The sequence below is a fragment of the Chryseosolibacter indicum genome (genome assembly GCF_018598585.1).
GTDB lineage: Bacteria > Bacteroidota > Bacteroidia > Cytophagales > Cyclobacteriaceae > Chryseosolibacter > Chryseosolibacter indicus.
On record NZ_JAHESD010000019.1, the window covers coordinates 1 to 24,808 of the forward strand.

The 24,808-nt window shown below is 39.8% G+C and carries 15 protein-coding genes and 1 pseudogene; 13 read left to right on the forward strand and 3 right to left on the reverse strand.

The window, feature by feature from the left end; genetic code table 11:
* The 13 genes and pseudogenes from KK060_RS10450 to KK060_RS10510 form a co-directional block, all read left to right on the forward strand.
* Window positions 1-262 (forward strand): annotated as a pseudogene (locus KK060_RS10450) (hypothetical protein); the annotation flags it as partial.
* A gap of 113 nt (window positions 263-375) precedes the next feature.
* Window positions 376-1,554, forward strand: a complete 1,179-nt coding sequence (locus KK060_RS10455) for an acetyl-CoA C-acyltransferase (RefSeq protein WP_254153672.1) — start codon at window positions 376-378, stop codon at window positions 1,552-1,554.
* 64 nt (window positions 1,555-1,618) lie between these two features.
* Complete coding sequence (locus KK060_RS10460) at window positions 1,619-2,944, forward strand: toxin-antitoxin system YwqK family antitoxin (protein ID WP_254153673.1); 1,326 nt, start codon at window positions 1,619-1,621, stop codon at window positions 2,942-2,944.
* Window positions 2,944-3,906 carry a phosphoribosylaminoimidazolesuccinocarboxamide synthase gene (locus KK060_RS10465; protein ID WP_254153674.1) on the forward strand — a complete coding sequence of 321 codons (963 nt, stop codon included), beginning with the start codon at window positions 2,944-2,946 and terminating at the stop codon, window positions 3,904-3,906. The genes KK060_RS10460 and KK060_RS10465 overlap by 1 nt, the downstream gene beginning before the upstream one ends.
* Before the next feature lie 77 nt (window positions 3,907-3,983).
* Window positions 3,984-4,364: an STAS domain-containing protein gene (locus KK060_RS10470; protein ID WP_254153675.1), complete on the forward strand. Its 381-nt coding sequence runs from the start codon at window positions 3,984-3,986 to the stop codon at window positions 4,362-4,364.
* 87 nt (window positions 4,365-4,451) lie between these two features.
* Window positions 4,452-5,369 (forward strand): ribonuclease Z, encoded by a 918-nt coding sequence (locus tag KK060_RS10475; protein WP_254153676.1) that lies wholly within the window; start codon window positions 4,452-4,454, stop codon window positions 5,367-5,369.
* 6 nt (window positions 5,370-5,375) lie between these two features.
* On the forward strand, window positions 5,376-6,155 hold the full coding sequence (locus KK060_RS10480; protein WP_254153677.1) for a queuosine precursor transporter: 780 nt from the start codon (window positions 5,376-5,378) through the stop codon (window positions 6,153-6,155).
* A 135-nt stretch (window positions 6,156-6,290) separates the two neighbouring features.
* Window positions 6,291-7,670, forward strand: coding sequence for a vWA domain-containing protein (locus KK060_RS10485; RefSeq protein WP_254153678.1), 1,380 nt, complete (start codon window positions 6,291-6,293; stop codon window positions 7,668-7,670).
* A 55-nt stretch (window positions 7,671-7,725) separates the two neighbouring features.
* Window positions 7,726-8,064 (forward strand): hypothetical protein, encoded by a 339-nt coding sequence (locus KK060_RS10490; RefSeq protein ID WP_254153679.1) that lies wholly within the window; start codon window positions 7,726-7,728, stop codon window positions 8,062-8,064.
* Window positions 8,065-8,236: 172 nt separating this feature from the next.
* Window positions 8,237-10,330, forward strand: coding sequence for a TonB-dependent receptor plug domain-containing protein (locus KK060_RS10495; RefSeq protein WP_254153680.1), 2,094 nt, complete (start codon window positions 8,237-8,239; stop codon window positions 10,328-10,330).
* Between the two features lie 347 nt (window positions 10,331-10,677).
* Window positions 10,678-12,666, forward strand: coding sequence for a DUF3858 domain-containing protein (locus KK060_RS10500; protein WP_254153681.1), 1,989 nt, complete (start codon window positions 10,678-10,680; stop codon window positions 12,664-12,666).
* 189 nt (window positions 12,667-12,855) lie between these two features.
* Window positions 12,856-13,836: a hypothetical protein gene (locus KK060_RS10505; protein WP_254153682.1), complete on the forward strand. Its 981-nt coding sequence runs from the start codon at window positions 12,856-12,858 to the stop codon at window positions 13,834-13,836.
* Window positions 13,837-14,002: 166 nt separating this feature from the next.
* Window positions 14,003-14,173 (forward strand): hypothetical protein, encoded by a 171-nt coding sequence (locus KK060_RS10510; protein WP_254153683.1) that lies wholly within the window; start codon window positions 14,003-14,005, stop codon window positions 14,171-14,173.
* Between the two features lie 14 nt (window positions 14,174-14,187).
* On the opposite strand, the gene KK060_RS10515 is transcribed toward KK060_RS10510, so the two are convergent.
* From KK060_RS10515 to KK060_RS10525, 3 genes are read right to left on the reverse strand one after another with little or no spacing between them, the layout of a single operon-like run.
* Complete coding sequence (locus KK060_RS10515; protein WP_254153684.1) at window positions 14,188-14,658, reverse strand: hypothetical protein; 471 nt, start codon at window positions 14,656-14,658, stop codon at window positions 14,188-14,190.
* Between the two features lies 1 nt (window position 14,659).
* Entirely contained in the window at window positions 14,660-20,773 is a 6,114-nt protein-coding gene (locus tag KK060_RS10520; protein WP_254153685.1) for a DUF8696 domain-containing protein, read from the reverse strand.
* 24 nt (window positions 20,774-20,797) lie between these two features.
* Window positions 20,798-24,310, reverse strand: coding sequence for an RHS repeat protein (locus KK060_RS10525; protein WP_254153686.1), 3,513 nt, complete (start codon window positions 24,308-24,310; stop codon window positions 20,798-20,800).
* Between the last annotated feature and the right edge of the window lie 498 nt (window positions 24,311-24,808).

Here is a 24,808-nt window from a genome sequence, read left to right on the forward strand (position 1 = left end):
GAAAGAAAAGGACCAGAAAGAAAAAGATCAAAAAGAGAAGGACCAAAAGGAAAGAAAACCTGAAGAACAAAACCAGGATAAAGAGGAGCAGGAGAAAAACCAGCCTCAGAACCTGAACCGTGAGAAACTGCAGGAGATGAAGATTAGCGAAGAGAAAGCGAAGATGATTCTTGAAGCAATGCGCAATCAGGAAAAACAATACTTACAACAACAAAAACGCAAGGCAACCAAGTCAAAAGATCGTGGCAAACCTGACTGGTAGAAACTTTCAGTCTACCTTAAACTAAAAGTGAATTAATTCATGGTTTATTCAGTTTGATGTGAAACCAATGGCTTATTTCCTTATTTTTAAGCCGCTTTAAAACGATTGCATTAATGAAAGAAGTCTATATAATATCTGCGGTAAGAACCCCTATCGGAAGTTTTGGAGGTAGTTTATCTTCACTAACAGCAGTTCAACTCGGTGCTACTGCTGTAAAAGGTGCCATCCAACATGCCGGTATTGATGCCAAACAAATCCAGGAAGTATTTATCGGGAATGTTTTATCTGCGGGTTTAGGACAAGCTCCTGCAACACAAATTGCGGCGGCGGCAGGGCTTGGCTTTGAAATTCCTTGTACCCTTGTGAATAAGGTGTGTGCTTCAGGTATGAAAGCTATTATGCTAGGGGCGCAGTCCATCATGCTGGGCCAAAATGATATTGTTCTTGCAGGTGGTACCGAAAGCATGAGCAATATTCCCTACTACCTGATGAAAGCAAGAACCGGATATAAGTACGGCCATGGCGAGTTATTGGATGGACTCCAATACGATGGACTCACTGACATTTATAACCATTGTGCGATGGGTGTTTGTGCTGACAATACAGCAAAAGAAATGCAAATAAGCAGGCAGGACCAGGACAACTACGCAGTTAACTCTTACAAGCGTTCTGCTTCGTCATGGACTAATGGTAAATTTAAAGATGAGATTGTGCCGGTAGAAGTTACTGATCGCAAGGGAAACGTAACATTGTTTGCAGAAGACGAAGAATACAAAAATGTAAATTTTGATAAAATACCGTCTCTGAAACCCGCCTTTACAAAAGATGGAACAGTAACGGCTGCAAACGCTTCTACCTTGAATGACGGTGCATCCGCTCTTATTCTAATGAGTAAAGAAAAAGCACAGGAATTGGGATTGAAACCAATTGCGAAGATCAGAGGATTTGCTGATGCAGCGCAAGATCCGATGTGGTTTACTACAACACCTTCAATAGCCATACCCAAGGCAATGAAACACGCAGGTGTTGATAAGAAAGACGTTGGTTATTACGAGATCAATGAAGCGTTCTCCGCTGTTGCCATTGCTAACAATATGAAGCTTGGTATCGATCCTGGCATTGTTAATGTTAATGGTGGTGCTGTTGCTCTCGGGCATCCGCTGGGTGCTTCCGGAGCTCGTATCGTAACAACGTTAATTAATGTGCTTGGTCAAAATAATGCAAGTATTGGTGTAGCCGGAATTTGTAACGGGGGCGGCGGGGCTTCCGCTATGGTTATTGAAAAAGCCTAAGATTTGATGTACAACATAAATTTAAGCCTTGCGTTATAAGCGAGGCTTTTTTTATTTTAAAAGAATGAGATTTCCGCTATTTACAATTATTTGTATTCACATACTTACTTCCGGCTCTGCGCAGAAACTGGTGCGTACTTTTCATGATTCTCAAAAGCAAAAGCTTCAGGAAGAATACATGGTTTCAAATCAGGATAGCGAAGTCATGATCGGCCCTTATAAACGCTTCTATGAAGGAGGAAGCATTATGGTAGAAGGTAACTTTGATGATGGTAAAAAATCAGGAACATTCACCGAATACCATGAAAACGGAAAACCAGCACGAAAGATAAACTATGTGCAAGGCATGCGGCATGGCATTGTTGAAGTCTTTAATGAAGATGGTAATCCTGTACAAAGGGCACTTTACCAAAACGATATTTTAACAGACAGCGTTCAGCTCTATTTTGATAATGGCAATGTTAAAGGAGAAACTTATTTTGTTAAAGGAAAGCCCGAAGGACTTGTTAAGGAATACTTTCCCAATGGAAAGATCAGGAGAGAAATCCAATATAAGAAAGGTAAGCCCAATGGTGTTACCCGCACATTTTATGAAAACGGAAAAATAGAAACGGAAGCAAATTATGAAAACGGAATCTTGAAGGGGTTTTATAAGACCTATTACAACAATGGACAATTAGAAACAGTGTCAACCATGAAAGAAGGATCTAAGACCGGCCAATACAAGACTTACGATCGTGATGGTCACCTGATTCTTGAAGGAAACTTTCTCGAGGGCAAACTACATGGCGATAACATTGCCTACTTCCCTGAAGGCTCTGTTCAACATAAGTTCTCTTATAAGGAAGGAAAGAAAACCGGGGTTAACTACGAATACTATCAGGACGGCACCGTGAAGACCAAGGAAACGATGGCTACCAATGGCCTTGATCTTACACAGCTCAATTACAATCAGAACAAGATTCTTGTTTCCGAAAAAAGATTCAGAAATGAAAAACCGCATGGTGTTTGGATCACTTACTTTGAGGGATCAAATAAAATAAAAGTTAAAGAAACATATTTAGATGGCAAGCTTAACGGACCACGCCTCTCGTATTGGGAAAATGGGAAACCTGCAAAAGAGGAAGTTCTGAAATTCAATCTACTTGCTGGTCCTTATAAAACCTATTACCCCGATGGCTCTTTGGAAACAGTCGGAGAATACAGAAATAACAGGAGACATGGCTTATTCACCACCTATTTTAAAAACGGAAAAGTTAAAGAACAAGGCGAGTACATAGCAGATAAAAAACATAAAGAATGGAAACAGTATGACGAGCAAGGAAATTTAATCAGAACGCTTATTTTTAAGGCCGGAATCCTGGTTAATACACGGGAAGAGAAAAAGTAATGCAAGCCATTAAAGAAACAAAGTTCAAATTTCCTGGCCAAACAGGTTTTTATAGCGGCAAAGTTCGCGATGTTTATTATTTCGGTGATTTTATGGCGATGGTAGCCACAGACAGAATCTCTGCATTTGATGTTATCCTGCCGAAAGCAATTCCTGATAAAGGACGGGTACTCAACCAAATAGCTGCCTTTAACCTGGAAGCCACCAAGTCGTTAGTGCCGAATTGGGTTATTACAAGCCCGGATCCTAATGTAACCATAGGATTCAAATGCGAGCCATTTGCAGTGGAAATGGTAATACGTGGTTATCTTTCAGGGCATGCATGGAGAGAATATAAAGCCGGAAAAAGATTGCTCTGCGGCGTACCTCTGCCAGAAGGGCTAAAAGAAAATGACAAACTCCCCCAGCCCATTATCACACCTACTACCAAAGCTAAAGTAGGCCACGATGAAGACATTTCAAGAGAAGATATTTTGAAAAGAGGCCTGGTAACCGAAGCTGATTATAAAGTGCTTGAGGACTACACCTTTAAACTTTTTAAAAAAGGAACAGAACTGGCTGAGCAAAGAAACCTGATTCTTGTAGATACAAAATATGAATTTGGTAAGCATCAGGGTACAATTTACCTGATAGACGAAGTTCATACACCTGACTCATCCCGTTACTTCTATACACAAGGCTATGAAGACCGTCAGAAAAAAGGAGAACCTCAAAAACAATTGTCGAAAGAATTTGTTAGACAATGGCTCATTGAGAATGGATTTCAGGGTAAGGAAGGCCAGGTAATTCCAGAAATGACTGATGAAATAATTACCTCCATATCCGGACGATACAAGGAACTTTATCAGCAGGTACGTGGGGAAGCGTTACCGGCAATAGATTATGGTTCTATCCTTAACCGCATTGAGCAAAACATTTTGAAAACAATGGAAACCGTTGGCCGGGAAAAGCTGAAAAAATAATAAATTAGATTTTATATTGCATCTTTGGAACGAAGGCATTAATAAGCTTTCATACCTTTAGCGACAACTAACTGAACATGAAATATACCATTGATAAACAGGAAAAATACAGCCTGCTTCACCTGCATGAAGAGAAGCTAGATTCAAGCGTAGCTCCTAATCTTAAATCTGAGTTGATTACACTTCATGCGGAAGGTGTTAGAAATATTATTCTTGACCTTTCTGAAGTAAAGTATACCGACTCCTCAGGACTTAGCGCGCTATTGGTAGGAAACCGTATTGTTCAGGAAGATGGCGGAATATTTGTTTTGGCTTCATTATCTGAGCATACAACAAAACTTATCAAAATATCTCAACTTGACAGCGTATTAAATATCCTTCCAAAAGTTGAGGAAGCTATTGATGCTGTTTTTATGCATGAGATTGAGAAAGACCTCAAAGACTCAGAAGGAAATTAATTAACTCAATAACAAATAACACAATGACCAGAACCATGTTTTGGTCATTTCTTTTTTATTTGTTACTTCTAACATGTATGACAAATTTTGAGTTTTAAGATTACCATATTAGGATCCAGCGGCGCTCTTCCTGCCTATGGAAGATTTCCCTCTGCTCAGCTTGTTGAAATACAGAACAAACATTTCCTTATAGATTGCGGCGAAGGTGCCCAGATGCAACTCATGAAATTTCAGGCTAACCTTCACCGGATTAACCATATCTTTATCACACACCTTCATGGAGATCATTACCTCGGGCTCATGGGATTGATCTTCACAATGCACCTGCTGAGAAGAACAAACGACCTTCATATCTACAGCCATCATGGCCTGGACGAAATTATAACTACCCATTTTCGCTACTCGCAATCGAGCCCCAATTTCAAAATCATTTTTCATACGCTTGAAAAAGACGAACACAAAGTTATTTATGAAGATGATGCTTTAACAGTTGAAACAGTTCCGCTCGTCCATAAACTTACCTGCTCAGGATTTATTTTCAGGGAGAAAGAAAAACCACGGAGAATAGACAAAGAAAAGTTACCTACTGGATTATTGATCCAACAGATAGCCAATCTGAAACGTGGCCATGATGTCATAGATGTTGAAGGGAACATCTTATACAAGAATGCGGACCTTACGCTCCCACCCCGCAAATCAAGAAGTTATGCTTACTGCTCTGACACAGCATATGAAGAAAAGCTAGTTGGGCATCTTAAAGGTATAGACGTACTCTATCATGAAGCCACGTTTGGTTCAGATGAAGTACAAAAGGCAATTGAAACACAACACAGCACTGCACAGCAAGCAGCAACAATTGCAAAAAAAGCAGAAGTTAATAGCTTAATTCTTGGCCACTTCTCTGCAAGGTACAGGGAACTCGATCCCTTATTAATCGAAGCCAAATCAGTCTTCCCGAATGTTCAGCTTGCAATTGAAGGAAGTACGTTTACAATTGAAGACTAACAACCAATGGAATCTGAATTTGAAAAAAAGAGAACCCGATTATTCGTTATCCTTTCTGGTATTTTTATCACTAATGCGCTATTAGCAGAAATAATAGGCGTAAAAATATTCTCTGGAGAAACAACTATTGGGGTCGCTCCTGCTCAAATCGGGATATTGGGTTTTAAAATGGACTTTAACCTCACAGCAGGTGTCCTCATCTGGCCTGTTGTATTTATCACAACTGATCTTATTAATGAATACTTTGGCAAACCCGGTGTAAAGCGCATCAGTTATCTTACAGCTGTTCTAATAGCATATGCTTTTCTTATCATCTTTATGGCTATTGAATTACCACCAGCTCCCTGGTGGGGAAATCTTCAGAATGAAGACGGCAGCACATACAACATGGACCAAGCCTTTAGCCGTATATTAGGACAAGGGCAACGTATTATCATTGGCTCGCTTACGGCTTTTATTGTTGGCCAATTGGTTGATGTATTTGTATTCCAAAAACTGAGAAGCACAACAGGCGGAAAGAGACTATGGTTACGGGCAACTGGATCAACCCTGGTATCTCAACTGGTCGACAGCTTTGTGGTCTTATTTATTGCTTTTTATGGTGTATTCCCAACACAACAGATTTTTGCCATCGCCATCACCAATTACATCTATAAATTCACAATAGCGATATTATTAACTCCTCTGGTGTATTTGGGACACTCCATCATTGATAACTACCTCGGTAAAGAACACGCTCACCGCATTTCAGAAGAAGCTGCGCAGCAGAGTAAAGGATTTCTTTGAAAAAGGTTTGAATTCCTGAATGCCCTGACCTAAACGTATTAAAACGATTTTACCGATAACCAAGTCATAGACCCGCAAGCAACTATTATTTACATTCTGCCATAATTTAGGCCTAACTTTCGGGTTATGTATGTGATGAAGTCTATCTTAAAAAGAACCGGAATTATTGTTTTTCTTCTGCTGGCTTTTTCCATAGCGCAGGGTCAGCATAAGGTGCAACAAATAATCCCTGAGAAAACACGTGTACTTTTTGTGCTAGATGGCTCGGGAAGTATGGAAGCTTTGTGGGGCAAGGACGAGTCGCGTATGGATGTAGCAAAGAGAATCCTGGTAAGGCTTGTAGATTCACTTCGGGTAAACCCGAACCTGGAGTTGGCTTTAAGAGTTTACGGACACCGTTATTCACGGCAGGCAAACAATTGCCAGGATAGTAAACTCGAAGTTCCCTTCGCTCCTAAAAATCATAATACCATTATTAACAAAATTAAAGAAATAAGGCCAAAGGGTGTAACGCCAATCACTTTCTCATTACAGCAAGCTGCCAATGATTTTCCAACAGCACAAGGCTATAGAAATGTACTTATCCTGATCACCGATGGTATTGAATCATGCGGAGCTGATCCTTGTGCTGCCTCTATAGAACTCCAGCGTAAAGGTGTATTTCTGAAACCTTTTGTTATTGGATTAGGAATACAAGGAGGCAAAGCATTGGATTGCGTCGGGAAATATATTGACTCACAAAGTTCAACTTCCTTCAATAAAGTTCTCAACGAAAGTATTGAAACAACCTTTGCCAAAACAAGTGTCAGCGTAGAACTGTTGGATGGAAACAATCAACCTACAGAAACAAATATCAACGTAACCTTTCTCAACAATGCTACGGGTACACCGGCCTATGAATTTGTTCACTACCGGGATAAACTCGGAAGACCAGATTCTGTAATGGTAGACCCCGTGCTTTCATACGACATCGTAGTGAATACACTGCCTCCAGTTGTGAGGAAGAATGTGAATATTGAAAATGGTAAGCACAACGTAATTAATATACCGGCACCACAGGGAAGCCTTGTAGTAAGGTCAGAGGCACGCGGCAATTCGTTCCTGGTATTAGTGCACGAGAAAGGAAAATCAGAGCTACTAAACCAACAAAGAAGTGCAGAAAGCTACCGCTACCTTGCAGGAGACTATGAGATAGAAACACTAACACTTCCACGAAGACTATTTACTGTGAGTATTGAAACTGGAAAGACAAAAACAATAACGCTCCCTCCCACAGGATTAGTTAACATCAACACTATTTCAGGTGGCTATGGCAGCCTGTTTGAAATACTGGAAAACGGACAGACAAAATGGGTGTGTAATCTCGCCGAAAATGCCTCTCAGCATTCATATAATCTGCTCCCTGGTTCCTATAAAATCGCGTTTCGTGTAAAACAAGCCGGAGGAAGCAAATACACCGCCATCAAAAACTTTGAAATTAAATCAGGACAGACATTAAATATATCCATGTTTTGAGTCGCAAACTGAATTCCTATGAAATCTATTCTCCTAACAAGGTTCTAAAACAGAAATGAAGGAGACGCTGCAAGTTTTTCTTTACTATTCTCTTCTTATAATCGGTGGCTCCTTTCTCCTTTTTTATCCTGCCGTTTTGGTTGCTAATATCATGAGTTTGGCAGCACCTCGTCATAAAGATGAAATTATAAAGAATACAAAGTCCAGACTTAAACACGTTTTCTTCAGGTTCTTAATTGCTGTCACCACCGCATACCCGATTATTTATTTTATCTGCTATTTACTATCGAAAAAAGCGTTAGAAGTTAATGATTACATCACTTCAATACAGTGGGCCTCTCCAGGTGCGATATTTACTTTAGGATTATTTTTCTACTTAAAAAGAAAAGGATAGACGTTTAACGATAGTTAGTGCAATCGTTTACTAAAATTAGAATATTATTTCCCATACTGGGAGTATTTACTGTTCCAATAAATTAGAAAAGCCTTGTTTTACCGTGATTCCGCGGTTTAATTCGAGTTGTCGGCAAAATTGTATGGGGTCAGCCTTTAAACCCCGATGCAACGTGAAAAATAATTTACTCTCTAATTTAACAAAAGGGAGCTACGCCAAGACTGGCTTTAGTTTTATGGCGTGCCTTGCGCTAAGCGCTGGTCTACAGGCTCAAAACATCCCACAAGACACTGTTAAAGACAACACGACAAAAAATAAGACAGTTGCTGAGCAGTCCTTTGAAGAACTGTCAGCGATGTCATTAGAAGAATTGCTGAACCTTGAAATTACTGTGGCCTCAAAGTCGTCTGAAAAAATCTCAGATGCAGCAGGTGTTATTTCCGTAATTACAAGGGATGAACTGGAAAGGTTTGGCGGAATCACTTTACGTGATGCGCTGGAACGTGTACCTAGCTTAACTGCAATACGCTCTTACTTCTCAGAAGGATATGGTCTTGCAAGCCGTGGTGATCAGCTAAGAATTAATTCAGGACATAACCTGATACTGATCAACGGACGCCCTACCCGGGAAATAGTTGAAGGTGGCATAAGCAGTGAAATGTATGCTGCATTTCCATTGAATATCATTGAACGCATTGAAGTAATCAGAGGTCCTGGATCTGTATTGTATGGATCAAATGCTTTCTCTACTGTTATTAACATTATTACACAGCGGAACGAAGAAAACAACCTCTCAGCAAGGTTATTGAGTGGTAGTAACAATGCGAAAGGTGGTAGCATACAAGGAGAAGCAAACCTGGGAGATCTGAACATTGTTGGCGCCGCCCGTTACATGGACAAAGGCGATTGGCGCGCAGCTTACAGAATGATTAATTTCTTTGATCCTACGGCAGGTCCTGTCTCAACGGACTCCTTACATGCAGATGAATCTTTTGGCAGTTATCTGGGTGCTACTTATAAAGGACTTAGCTTAACCGGATCTTACAATAAATTTACTACGACTGACTATCAGTTTGGTCCTCAGGACGACAATTGGTCGAAAGCGTTCGGAAACCTGGGATACAATTTAAAGGCGAACCAAAACTGGGACATGTCATTCAATGTCACGTACAACTACGCAACCTTTAAATCGGGTCCCTTCCCTGGACTTACCCGTTACTCTAAAGACCTGGTAGCAGAATGGACAAATAGCCTCGCTGTAAACCAGAAATTGAAATTCACTTTTGGTGGACTTTACAACAGTAATATTGGTAAGGAGAACATGACTACTTTCATTCAACAGAGTGACATGACCTTAACAGAAGTTTCGATAAAAATTACAGACAAGAGCAGAGGAAGCTTGGCATTATACACTCAAGCAGACTACTATTTATTGGAAACACTAAAGTTAATTGCAGGGGTACAGGGAAATAAAGTAGACGGCCTTGACTTTGACTTGGTACCTCGTGGTGGTGTGGTATGGTATCCTGCTAAACGTGTTAACTTCAAAGCACTTTACAGTCAGGCATTCAGAGCACCAAGCATGGATGAATATTCGATGACCAGCACATCGCTCAATGGCAATCCTGACATCCGACCAGAAAAAGTTGCAACTATGGACGTGGGTGTAAATTACTTTGGAGAGAAGGTACAAGGCGGCGTTAACTTTTTCCGCAGTACAATGACTGACATCATTGCCCCTGGCACACCTGATCAAAATAATTTAATGTACTACACAAACAAGGGAAAGGTAACTTTTAAAGGAATTGAGGTCGAAGGCAAATATTACATCTCCCATGCGTTGTTCTTAACGGGATCAATGTTATACCAGGAAAATGAAAATGAAGATGGCATAACCAATAACAGCCCACTTGCAAACTTCGGCGCTAAAGGTGGTATAAGCTATCGTTCCCAGAAAGGCTTTATCGTAAGCTTATTTGATATTTATCAGGGTAATCTTGACAAGAAATACACCACAGGTCCTTTCTCAAGTCTGAATCCTAAAGCAGGAAGTTACAATGTCCTTAACCTTTATATAGACGCTGACCTGAATAAGATATTAAACCTGGCAATGAAGTCTAAACTAGGCTTGTTTGTTCAAGGTGATAATATTCTGGATAAAGAGATCTGGGGAGTGGATTGGGGTAATTCAATATCTCCTGGCAACGCCATTCCAGTAAACAGAGGAAGAATGATTTATGCCGGCTTACGTGCCTCATTAAAATAGATACTGCTTGTTTATTTATACCTAAAGTCTGGGGCATTTGCTCCGGACTTTTTTATTGAAATAACTTTAGTCAATCATTCCGAACACATTCTTCCTGCGTAAAATCAAAAAGAACCATGTCCAAACTGTTTGAATCACAGCTTTAACCTTATCCCAGCAAGAACCATTCTCATCGAATAGAAAGAAATTAGTATCTTTGAAACAACTCGAACGCAATCTTATAAAAAACAAAAGCCCCACATCAATGATAAGGTACATCCCGCATTCGTACTCTCCAATTTATTATCCTTCTTGAATAGTTAAACATTACTTATACAATAATCAAAGACTCTCAATTTATCTGGAATATGCTAAAGTCGGTTAGTATCATCGCAATACTTTATCTTTCAATAATCATTTCAAATGCACAAGTTACTGGTTTCCCTCAAGGTAGGATAAGCGTTGCTGATTTGAAGATGAAGATATATCCCTCAGATACCAGTGCCGTAGCTGTTATGCTCAATGAATTTGGAGATGCCCGTATTGAGAACGGCAACGACTTCAACCTTATTTTTACTTATCACGTATTGCTAAAAATACTTAAAACAGATGGCCTGGAGTATGCAAACTTTGAAATTCCGCTACGGAAGAACGAACAAAAAAAAGAGGCCCTAAAATCTGTTCAGGCTTCTTCATTTAATTTAGATAACTCCGGTAGTATTCAGGAAGTCAAATTGGTGGCTAAGAATGTATTTACAGAAGAAAGAAACAAATACTACGACGTTAAAAAGTTCGCGGTTCCAGGAGCACGTGTGGGTAGTGTAATTGAAATTGTATATGTACTGGAGTCTCCGTTTCTATACAATTTCCGCACGTGGGAATTTCAATCTGATATTCCAAAAGTACAGAGTGAATATTGGACAACCATACCTGGCAACTACAGGTACCACACCACCCTTAAAGGTTTTTTGAACCTGGAGAAAAATGAAAGCGAGCTCGTGCGTGATTGTTTTTCGATAGGCGGAGGCGTAGCCGACTGTGCTGCATCTAAATATGCCATGAGTAATATCCCTGCGTTTGAGGAAGAAGAATACATGACAGCGAAATCTAATTTCCTCTCTTCTATTAACTACGAATTAGAAGAGATCCATTATTTCGATGGTAGAAAAAACAGAATAACAAAAGAATGGAAGGATGTAGAAGAAGAGTTACGTCGTGATGAAGATTTTGGTATACAATTACGACGTGGCGGAAATGTTGTCGACAAGTACGTAGAATTATCTTACGGCCCTACTGATGAACCTCTTGTAAAAGCACAAAAAATCTATGAATTAATAAAAACAAAGTTTACCTGGAACGAAGTGATGGGCTTCCATAGTGAACATGGTTTGAAGAAGGCATTTGAGACCGGTAGCGGTAACGTAGGCGATATAAACCTAACACTCATAGCTGCGCTGGAACATGCTGGCTTAGATGTAGAACCTATGATTTTATCTACCCGCAAGAACGGTCTTGTCATCGAGCTCTTTCCTGTCATAAGCGATTTTAACTATGTAGTCGCCAAACTAAACATACAGGACAAGGTATATTTGCTTGATGCCACCGACAAACTTCTCTCCTTTGGTCTTCTTCCGGAGAGATGTCTTAACGGAAAGGGGCGAGTTCTTGGAAAAAAGCAATCGTACTGGCATGAAATAAAACCTCAAAGTAAGGACAGGTTAATCTCCAGTACTACACTGAAATTAGAAAGCGATGGTAAAATAACCGGAACCTTTCATCTGAATCATGTAGGATACGATGCGGTAGATAAAAGAAAAGCAATTTTCGCTTTTGGCTCACATGAAGCCTATATTGAGAAACTACAGAAGAACTGGCATAACGTACACATCAAAAAGTTCGACTTCAAAAACCTGGAAGATGTCAATTCATCCTTTTCAGAAAAATTTGAAATAGAAATTGAACCAGACGGAACAAACTCAGATCATATCCTATTTCATCCCTTCATGCATAATCGTTGGGAAAAGAACCCGTTTAAACTTGCCAACCGTTTATATCCAGTAGACTTCGGTGCACCCCTTGAAGAAACGTTTATCATTACGCTGGAATTTCCTAAAGAATACGAGGTCGTTGAAATTCCTAAAAACATCGGATTAGCCCTACCCAATTCAGGAGGAAGACTGCTCATGACTACGCAAATGGAAAGTAATATACTCACACTGAGTTTCAGCTTTCAAATAGCAAAAACGGTTTACAGTGCTGAAGAATATCAATATTTAAAAGAGTTGTTTAACAATGTTGTTCAGGCTCAGAACTCCATAGTGTTACTGAAGCTAAAGAATAAATTCGCTGAAAACTAAAAGCTTTTAATTTGGATTTGAGGTGAATGGGGTGCTTAATCAGAGAATAGACAGAGGAAACTTTAAGTATCCTGTGTATAAACAGACAATCGAGGATTGGCATAAAGATCAAAATTATGACATATGGCGGATAGCAGCTGCAGTTCAATTTTCTTGCATTCGTTATAATATAGCTTTGCGAAAAAAAATATGAAAAAGACACTACTCGCAATTATTATCCTTTTTAATTGTTTAACAACACTTATTGCCCAACCTTCTTTTACTGTATCCGATAAAGAAGATGCCAGAAAAATTAAGGAAACCGTACTCGCGGTTGTGATTAAGCAAACAGACGAAAAAACCATTAAACGTCTTAGCAAAAAACCTGAGGATTTAAAGAGTTATGAAACAAGTATTACATCCCTTAATAAATTTATTAAGGATGCGGTTTCCAAAGAATGGCATTTTTCAAATGAAGTAAGATATATAACTGAAGAAGAAGCACAAAAGATAAAAGACGAAAAAAATGGTGACTATAGTCTCTTAGAAGTCACGGAAATCAAGAACTACAAAGTAGGTGATTTTTATTCACCAAATGCTAACTACGGGTTTAATTCCGCAAGAGATTTAGCTTACCACATGTCGTCGTCAGGTAAGTCAACAGCGCTTGTTATAACCAATGGAAAAAATCCCAATAAAGAAATTGTCTACTCCTACTTGCCTGCTGTTGGTGTTTCTCCCGGAACAGTGACCTTTATGATTCTTCATTTAGAAAATCAATTGAATGACTGCTTAACAAGAGATATTAACAGTCTATCGGATTTGAAAAAGGATATTGAAAAGAGAAAGGACGCTTTAAAGACAAAAACGGTTATCATTTTCGATCCCCTTATCAGCAAGGGTCTTCAAAAAACAATAGATAAAAAAGAGCTTGAAAAACACTACAAGTACAAATATAGTGTAGTACCTTTTGAGAAGGCTGATGAATTAATTGCATCCAAAAACAAAGACTACGCTTATATATGGGCTGTGCCTGCAGGTGCTTCAAATGGAGGCCGAGAGCTTTTCAATTATTATTTTATAGATGGAGAAGATGCCCGTATCTTGTTTATGACAGGTACGGCAGTTGTTGGAGCAAATGGAGATTTTCATCAAGCTCATTTTGCTATGGCAAATAAATCTTTGAAGTAGTTAATATTCAAAGCAGTATCTAAATAATAACACATGCTACCAACCCAGAGTCGTCAGTTCATTTAAAGGCTCTGGGCCTCTTTAACGCTTTTCTAGATAGAAGATTTTGATTTTCCAACCTAGCCGTGCATATCATTATGGCACACGCCACAGACGTGCGCCAGCAATGGGGTTTAAGGATGTAAACTCGTTCGACAAGTCTCTAGCAGAAAAACTCGCCTTCATTGAACAGCTCGACAAAAAAGACAAGATTGCCTTCTATGCTGTGCTCGATGCCTTCATCGGTAAGAAAAAACTAAAGGACGCCCTCTCGAACGTCCTTTCTGATGTGAAGTAAAAAACAAATACGTACTACGCATACTTATCTGTCAATAAAAACAAACAACTAAATAGCAAGAAAATAATCGTAGCTATCGCATAGTATGTTCTTTTAGAACTGATTCGAAGTATCTCAAAAGTTCTCTTTTGATTGATTAAAACCATAAAGCCGACAATAGCTGCCAAATGAAGCAAATAAAAAATTAGGTCACTACCGCTTTCTTTTATGACGCTAACGCCAGCAAAAACAAATCCCATTGCCGATACAGGCATCAATAAAATCCACCCGATTGGCTTTTTCATCAGTACGGCTGTAATTCCTGCTATCCAAACCAACCAATAGACCAAAATCAAGTATGCCCAACCTAATGAAATAGGATATCCAAAAACGTCTTTACTTAAGCCTAGCAGAGAAGGGTAATCATAGATTACAGCCATTTGCTCAATTGCCCGGTAAATGCAATACAATAAAGCAGCTATATAAAAAATTTTGTACGTCTTCATCTCAATTCCTAAGTTTCTCTTTCTTCGTTACAGGCTGGACAGTAATTGGCGATCGGCTACCACCTCCGTAAATAAGCCGCTGTGGCTGTCCTAATTCAAAAGAAACCTGATTAGTCCTGTTCATAGCTCTTTCTTCAGATTTCCTTTTTGCTTCTCCAACAGGCATTTGCCTAGCATCATTCACATAGGTTCCATCTATAATATCTTTTGCATGAGAAAGTTCATGGACTAAAGTAGTATGCGATTGAGATTTTTGGTCATCCACTTGAACCCCGTTGATTTGTGAATACTCCACATCGGCATTTAATGTTCCATTAGGCCCTCCTGGTTTCTCCTCAGTGTTAGAGGATAACACGTGGTCTTCATCTCCCGAACCTTCACTGAATAAATTCATAATTGCTCCAATGACGCTATAGGCTTCTGATACATTAACATCGTTCGTATGTTCATCTAAGAATTTGAATAATTCTTTTCCTGCGTCAGTTTTTTCAATCTCAGCTCTATCCTTCTGGTACTGTTGCTTAAATTCATCAGAACCATTTACCCTGATTGTATCACCTAGAGGGTCACTATAAAGAATAGGGTTGTTGCTCATCGCTGCGTATGGGCTCATTCTCTCATCGGGTTTAGGGTCAATACTCCACCATCGTCCAATGGCTGGGTCGTAGTTTCTAAATTCAGCCGCATAGATACCCAAGCCCAATTCATCTTGCTCCTCGATGCCATTAAACTTGTATTGATTCGGTGTGGAGTTCTCTCTGGAGTACGAGTTAAAGGCGAGACCGAACGGATAGTAATCCTGTGTTTGTATAACAGGCGACTTAATATGCACCACCTTAAAGTCATCAAAGAACACCTCAACGGGAGTTTCGTTCTCGTTGCTGAGGTAAATATATACAAATCCTGCTTGTTTTATCTCTAGCGGTGCCGTTCTGTATAGGCGCTGGTGTGGGATGTTACTCCCTGTTTCCTTCGCTTCAATGCCTATCTGCATGTAGCCGCTCTCTTCTATCAGGGGATTATAATCGCGGTCAAATACAAGCCAGGTGATAAAAGCCTTCGGTGCTTGTTCATTTATTTGAGGCCTTGCAAGCAGTCCCGCATAAGGGAATACGGTATTACCAATGCTTCCTGCTGCTCCCCCATCAATCACACCTGCTGAACTTCCTTCCGCGTATTGGGTTAAGAAGTCCTTAACCGAAGCATTCCAATTAGCTTTGTTCGGATCAAGTTGAAGATACTTTGCCCAAACTTCCATGTTGATCTTATCCCCGGGCATTACGCTTAACGAGCGGGCCAGTCCGTATACGGCATTGGTATTGCCTCCGGTCAAGCGTGTGGCATTATGGGTGGCCCCTCCAGGTGTGTGATCATCAGTCCTGTCGAACAACGGATGGTTTACCTTAATGGCCTCATTGTAATACAGGTAATTAGTTTCTTCCTCCTCAGCATTCGCATCTTCCATCGTCGCTATGCTTTCCTCTACCTCCTCTTTGCTGGTGAAGGTAAGGCGTACGTTGCCCAGGTGATCTTTCAGGTGGTACTGGTACTCCGGCGTTGATCCTGTCATCACTACTCTACCCTCCTCGTGGTTTATAAACTGGAGTTCGTTATTCTCATATACAAATTCTCCCTGGTAGTCCGTGGTTCTAGGCGTAGTGCCAAAGACCTGTTGTCTTAGCTTTCTTCCGGTAGCATCGTAGGTGTATTCAATGTACTCGGTTTCGCTCTTGCTGACCTTTACAGGAAGGTTGAGATGGTTATAGGTAATGGAGGTGATGCCTTTGTTTGCATCCTTTGTCATATTACCATTAGCATCGTACGTATATTCATTATCAGCTTTTACCTCTTCTTTAAAGCCCTGTTCTGAAAGATTCTTTTCGATCGCATCATCTATCCGTGTTACCTGGTTTCCTGTATAAGTGTAGGTAAGCTGATCCATCGGTCCATAAGGCAAAGGTGAACCGTCTTTCTTGCCATTGCGGGTAAGACTTAGAATATTTCCGTTTAGGTCATATCGCGGACTATTGCCGTTTGGAGTTCCAATCTTTTCATTGAATCTTCCGTTTGTCCCAGGCGTGGTTGCGTTGAAGTAGTTTGCATCGGTGAGCCTGTTCATCGGGTCGTAGTAAAACCCATACGACTGCTCATCCACTCCTGCTCCCTTCCATACAATCTCACTGATGTTGCCATTGTATTGTGCGGTTCCGCCATGAGGTGAAGGATTATTATACTTCAACTCCATGCTGAAAAAGTCGTCAGGCTCCGGTGCTGCCACATCGTTGATTTTCTCTAACCAGCCACGGATGTTGTAGCGGTAGTCAACGGACTGCTTAAATGCACCTGAAGGTAAAGTGCCGTGTAGTTTTTTTGTCACCAGTTGGCCTAGCTCGTTGTACTCATTCTTTGCCAAAAGAATATCATCAGCTCCATTGATAGAATGCCAGGTCTCCAATAACCGCCCGGCATGATCATACTCAAACCTTCTGTCAACAAGCTGAGAATTATGGCGTGTTCTGGTTTTTAACACTTTCCCTACAAAGTCGTAGAGGTTTGTTAACTTGTCTGTGCCACCAAGGTGATTGTCAGCAATTGTTTGGGCAAGCCTGTACTTATCATCGTAGTAGTTTACTGACTTAAGCCAGGTATTTAATCCATCCAGTACTTTTGTTTTGCCACCGGTAACCTGTCCTTTAACAAATGGAAAATGATTGTCGGGCTGCTCATACAAAACACCATGGGGTGTAGCTGAGAGGTTTTCGTCTGTGTAGTTATAACCTGTCCAGGAAGAAAGGAAATCATAGTCATCGTAATACGTTACCGTAAGGTACTTGCTTTCGTCAGCAACGTTAGGATAAGCATTATTGGTATAGCCATGCACAGCAGATCCCCTTGTCTCAACGTATGTACCTGGATCTTTAACTTCATCTCTAAGGTTTTCTACGGTCTTGTTTCCCATATCAACAATACCAGTGAGGATTGGTCTGTTGAGGGCGTCGTATTTTGTAAAAGTCCATTCGTTCTTACCAGTTCTCTGGTTGCCGTCTTGTGTGAGCACGAGGCGATCTCGGTTGTCGTAGATGAGGTATACGGGATCTGCGCCCGGGATTTGTTTTTCAATCATTCGCATTCGATCATCGTACTTATATCGAAATGACCAGCGCCTCAAAAAGCTCTCCTTATCTGCACCGATAGTAAAATACTCATCGTCAAGTTTTGCTACAGCTTCAGGAGGTATAACTATCGCCAATTGCCCTCTCTTTGTATAGACATAATAAGTTGACGCATATTGCTCGCTCGAAACATATACCTTCTTCAATACAACCTGGTCAAATTTGTTTTTGTATTCTATAACTTCATTATTATGCTCATCAAAGGTTCTTAAAACAAATAAGAAATTTGCTGGATAAAGTTCTCTTGTCGTAGTACCATTTTCAGGGAGATGTGTGGTAGAATTATATCGCCATACCAATATTTGGTCAGAATTTTCATTTACAGTGTATTTGTACTTTATCGTTTGGTCATTTAAACCGATTTGATCATTTTCATTGGGTTGCCATACCTCTCCCGGTGCACCTTGCTTATATAAACGGCCGAGGGGACTTTGCTCAAGTACAGTGATAGAAAAAGGGTTATTATCATGTGCTACATCAGAAGCAGAAGTGTAAAAGGATGCCTGTTTTGCTATTCCAGATTCAACATATCTTCCATTTCTTTCGCTTCTAGCATATGGTAAATAAGAGATGGTCTTCCGCCAGTATTTATCATAGCCACTCATGGTCACTATATCAAAGTGCGCTGGCGAAGCTCCGAGCGCTACAGTTTGCAAAGATTTACCAATTCCATCATAGTACTCTGTTATTAGGTTATAATCATCTACATTTAAATCATAAAGATTGGAAGAAGTGGCAATTCCTGCGCGGGTAAAATTTGTTTCACGTATGTAATTAAGTCCTTCAGGCTCTTCAAAACTTTTAATTCTTTTTACTGAAGACCTTGCAGTAGGACTTGTTGCACTACCACGCACTTCTAATGAATAATTACCGGGCTTATCAATAGTAAAAGAAGAATTGTTTGTCCCGATAGCCGTGTTATCCTTGAACCATTGATACGCGTAGTAAGAATTATTAGATAAAAGTCTCAATTGACCTCCGGGAGAAAGCGTCGCCGTTCCGTTAACAACAATTTCAGGCAACGGATAGACTGTAACCTTACTTAAAGATGAATTGATTGTGCCGCATGTTCCGCCACTGATAACAGCCCAGAAGTCAGTAGTTTCAGAGACATTACTAAAGGGTAACGAAGGATCAGTTGTAGTAATGTCCGTGAAATTATTACTACTTGTCTTCTTTATCCATTTACTTACAGTTCCTACATAATTTGTTAGCGAGATTACTCCGCTGGCTGATCCAAAAAATTCCCCTCCATCAGACATCTGGCCTGGCGTGGGTATCTGATCGACATGAATATAGTGCGCATTACCCCCTTTTGTTGTCATGCAGCTATAAACGATTCTCTTAAAATACATGCTTGAGCTAACGACAGGACTAAAGTCAGGAGTGGTGGCCTCAGGGATATCATTCCAATAATTTCCATCTTCTGATCTTTGCCATTGATAAGAATATACATTATCTCCTCCTGTCGGCTGGCTTGAAGATAGATAGACGTTACTACCTGTACAGACAGCAGTTAATCCGCTAACACTTCCTGGATTAACATCCGGCCGGACTGTAATAGTTATCGGGTCAGTATAGGTTCTTTGGCCACACTGAGAAACAGCAACGCGCCTAAAATCAGAAGTAACTCTTAATTTATCAGGTACAAGGCCAGCCCCAGTCCCACTTATTAAATTCCAGGTATTGGAATCTATACTTTTAACTTGCCATTCGTAGGAGACTATTCCTCCACCTGCATCTTGTATACTGCTTAGTGATGCAGGTATTGTATTGTAACATATTGTCTGTGTTCCTGAAATACTTCCCGGATTCAATGGTAGAAGAATGGAAATGGCATGCGTGTTTGAATAACTTACACATGTTCCTGAAGTTACTCTCCTTCTAAATTGAGTATCTTGGGTAATATTCGTTGTGGTATAAGATAAACCAGTAGCACCACTAATTGACTCGAATACCCCATTTACTGATCTCTCCCACTGGTAAGAATAATTGCCATCACCTCCTTCAACAGGATCATCAGCTTCGATAGTTACACTGCCTCCCGAACACACCATCTGATCCCCAAAAACAATTCCACCATATAAAGATGAGTGAACTATTATTGCAATGGTATTGCTAAATACTGAACTGCCACAACCTGTTGACGTAACACTTCTTCTAAAATAGTGTGTAACAGATAACGCCCCTAGCGTATAACTTTCTCCCGTAGCGCCGCTAATGTTTGACCAATTGCTGCCATCAGTTGAAGTTTGCCATTGGTAGCTATATATACCTACGCCCCCCGAAGCTGATTGTGAGTTATTAATAGTTCCTACTGAAGTATTTGCGCAGATTGTCTGATTGCCCACAATATTACCTGGATTTAACTGGGGAGAGATATCAAAAAGAATTACTGCCCTTACGCTTTCGTAAGTACCGTCAGATGAGGCAATATAATATTGCGTAGTTCCGGCGTTAACCGTGAATGTATACGAATTACCTACATGAAATGGGGTGCCTCCGGTTAAGGTATTATACCATTTTACTTGATTACCTCCTGTACCGGGAGCAGTAACTACTGTATATTTTCCAGGCCCACAACCTGTAAGCATTTGATCAGCAGGTTTTGATATTACTGGAGGAGAAGTGGTAATAGTTGCTGTAATTGGAGCCCTCAAGCTCTCGCATTTTGTAGTAGAATTATAAGCTGTAATATAATATGTCGTCGTTGTACTTAAAGTTACAGTATAAGTAGTCCCTGTTCGGAAAAAAGTGCCGCCTGAGCTTGCTGTATACCATCTTACCGTATTCCCTCCTGTACCATTAAGAGAAACATTAAAAGTTACAGATCCTGGGCCTATTCTAGAAGGGCCAGGATTTGTTGGCGGATATATATCAGCACATTGGCTATAACTATTGAAGAACAGCCCAATAAAAGCGATCGTTAGAACAAATCTCATGAAGTTATAATTAGGAGTGTCTTATTACTTTTTGTAGTATCCGTAGTCATATCTCTTGAGTTCGTTTCGCTGCTCATCCTGGATACCCTGCAAACGACCCAGCTCATCATATCGATACCGAATTACTTTGCTATTTTGATCACAAACCGCCGTTAAGCGATTGTACTCATCGTAGTAGTAGCTAATTGGTGAAGTGAGGGTGCCACATAGCCGCAATTCATCAATTTGTCCCGCAGTTTTACTTGTTACTATTGATTGACCTTGAAAGTTTATTATTGACTCTACTTGCAATTGCCACAAATCCGTTGGACCTGAACGCCAATAGTATGAAAGTACATATGAACTGCCGCTTATGAGGTCGGATACCGGTATAATAAAACCTGCCGAAAGGCTTTTAACTTTTGTCCCCGTGTACGGATTTTCTTCAGTGGTACCGGAACCATCATGCTCAAAAGAATTAATATAAAACCCATCTTGAGGTTGCTTAATAGCAGTAATTAGATTCTTAAACGAATCATAGATATAGCGAACTGTTATGCCACTCTTTTCTCGGATAAGAGTTGGTTGACCTGTATTATTATACTCCAGCACTTCAAGCTCATTGAGTAATGGACTTTCTAGAGAGTACGCTGAGAATTTACTCTTTAATCTTGGCTTATCATTAACTATCTCATATGAATTCTTTGTCCTCGATATTAGTGTTTCATTTTCAAACACCTTGGTTTCAACTGGTAGATATAAGGCGTTTTTATTAATCAGGCTATTAAGTGCTTGTTGCTCATTGATCGAAAGATCAGATAATGTACTTTTTTGAAAAACGTAGTTGTATTCATTTACTCTTGACTGAACATCACCTTTATTGACCTCTTCTTTTGTAAGAACAGGTTTGTCATTGTCATAAGTGTATGCGGTATGATGCTGAACAAACTTCTCTGCGCTTTCTAGATAACTTCTTTCTATTTTATCAGTGAGATCAATACGACCGGTAAATGTATCATAAGAAAATTCGAAGTTATTATCAGCTTTTTTTACAGATGTAAATTTTTTTAGTCCATTATTCGTAGTAACAATTTCAGTCTCGTCAAAGTAGGGATCATGGTTATCTGGTGTCACAAAATTCCGCGTAGTCGGAAAACCCTCATCAAAAAAATTGATCTTATATAAGTACTTAACGTCTTTAATTTTTGTTAGAGTACCATTTACATAAGCATAGTAAACTTCCGCTCTTATTTTCCCCCTTATCCAATCATTGGAATTTAAGACTCCAGATCCAACAAAGGGATAAGTTTCCCCTAACCAGTTATTGTAACCCTTTTCATATCTGATTCCTCCGTTAACAACATCAAAAGCAACATCGGGAACTTGCTTAGGATCAATATAATAATAGACAGATTTTCCTAGAGGTTCTTCAGCATTCGTGATTACTTCAACCCTGCTATAACCAACATAACTACCAAAGGTACTTGCGAGCGGTATTAGCGTACTGACACGTCTACTCCAAATCGGTTTTTTTGATATATCATTTACAACTCCACCAGGAAGCCTGCTAATAAATGCATATCCATACATTGGAACAGTGCACAAATGGCCTGAACTTGTTACCCCATCGGCAAATTTATAGTTGTAACTTTTAACTATCGATTTCCCTTTACCATCGCTATCCGTACTTGATTTAATACGTAGGCCTCCAGCAATCCTGAAATTTTCTGACATTGAATTGCTCCATTGCACAGTCACCATAATACTCTCAGAATCTCCAAGACATCCTGCTGTAGGTTGCCACAGTGTCAAATGCCACCTATACGTACCGTTGGGTATAAAAATAGTATGCGTAGTCTTATTAGCTTGCTGGTACGGATCATAAAGAGACAGCGTTCCTGTTGCACCTGTTTCTACATTTTCATAATGAACCCATACATTGCATGTTTCTGTAAGGATGTTTCCATTATATATTATCTTAACATCGTTTGAAGGCTTTTCAGGAAAGTTAATATTAGTTAGTGCCTCCCGATCCTGGAGAATATAATCATGCTTTATTTCTCCTGTTAATGAAATTTCAGCGTTATTTACATTGTGAAGTTCATAATCAAACGTGGATGTACCTCCGGTTGGATATTGTATTTCAGTTAGAACAGAAGCTTTTGCATAATCTATATCCGCATTTCTATTTGCACTACCAAAAAAACGATAACCATCGTCTTCACCAAAAAATTCAAGGAGTTTAACAAAATATGCTGCTTCCAGTGTGGTATTGTGCTTACCGTTATAGAATCCCCAATGATCAATTGAATAAGAATTGACCCTGTCAGGCAGATTCAGGGAATTGTAGGTAAAAATATATGGAGGAATTGACGCTGTACCACTTTGGCCAATTTCCACTAAGGAATCTAACATCAGTCTACGGGCATACTGATAGGTAGGATTGCAGATTACGTCCGTGCCAGATTCGCCATTGTTATAACTATAGTAAAACTGAAACTTTTTGTGAGATAGCCCATTAATCCTTACTTCTATGTTGTCAAGGTATTTATCGCGTAGGTAGTCACATCTTTCCTTCCCAGTGTTAAAAATGACCTCGGTGCCATTCGATTCTATCCTTGTTAATCTCTTTCCCTTGTAGATACTTTGGTAATAACCTCTTGCCGGCCAGTCAATAATTTTAACAGCGCCGCGTTGCGAAATATTTTCTATTAAAGTTGACTCATAAAAAAAGTTAATGACATCATCTTCATTAAGGCTTTTTATAGAAGTCAAATACCAGGAGGTAGGGTGATAACTAAACGGATCAGGTGGAACTACTGCGCCCGGAGCTATAATATATGCTTTTGTTTCTTCAACAGCGGAAAAAGTATAACTAACACCCTTCTCATCTGTAACTGTGAAGCTTTTTATTTCCTCCCTTATTTTCTGCTGCGTTAAGTTTTTTTCAAAAGTTATTCGACGGCCTGTCATTGGTACCTGAAAAATTTCACCACTTTTTAAGATGTAGAACTGGCCAGAAATACCTGGCGCATTATAGTAATAAATGTCAGGTTCGCCATCTACTCTTTGCTCCCTCATCTCCTCGAAAAGATGCCAATCTGAGAATCGATCGACTGTATTTAGAGGATGGTCAGGTATTATCATATTCGGCTGATTAAGCCAACCCCATTGATGGTCATCAGCAAGGCCCCGTATAGTTCGAGATACAGCTGAATTAGCATTTAAATTCCATCCCAGCCCTACCCATGACGCTACCTCTTGCACTCTTATTCCTTGGGAGCCCTTATAACTTAGATCGATTGGGAAAGTGAGATCACCTGATTGAATGGTGTATATTGGTATTTTCAAATCGAGTTGGCCAGTATATAAGCTCACATTACTACTATACTGATGAATACTTGCAGCCGATGGTGATGGCGGTATTACATTTAGATACTCTTGTTGTGCGTTAACTTGCGTGAAATGACATAATGCAATCAAATGAACTACAATTTGTACAAAAGCAAGAGATGAATGGCTCTTGATTAAGAGGGGAAGTTTCTTCCTCTGCAGCATAGGGGTATAAGGTTAGGATGTTCAAACCCTTCCCGTTTTTACACTAAATGCTGAGAAGGTTTATGTTACAAAATTAAATCTTTTTAACCGGCAAACAAGACAACAACCAATTTTAGGCGTTCGGTTTTTTGTCACATTGCATTATTGAACTAGAGAAGAGAAACATGTATGATATTTAGTGGAGTCCTTATATCCATTCGGCTTTTCCTATTTTACAACCTCGGCACATTGATTATATAATATTCAATCATCTCGGCTCCAATCTCCGCTCTTTCCCCTCAACCTTCGCCACTACATGTCTGCTGTTAAACTGCTGTGTATCTGCTATACAAAGCGGACAACAGCTAATTACAGCAGATTAGATTATCATTTCTCAATTCGGGAAGTTCTGTACTAAGAATATGGGAGGGAGGAAGAGAAAATCAGGAAAAGGTTCGGTGTTCGTGGTTTTAATGTTCTGAGCTCTGTCTCGTTGGTTTGCACATTGTCAACTTAGTT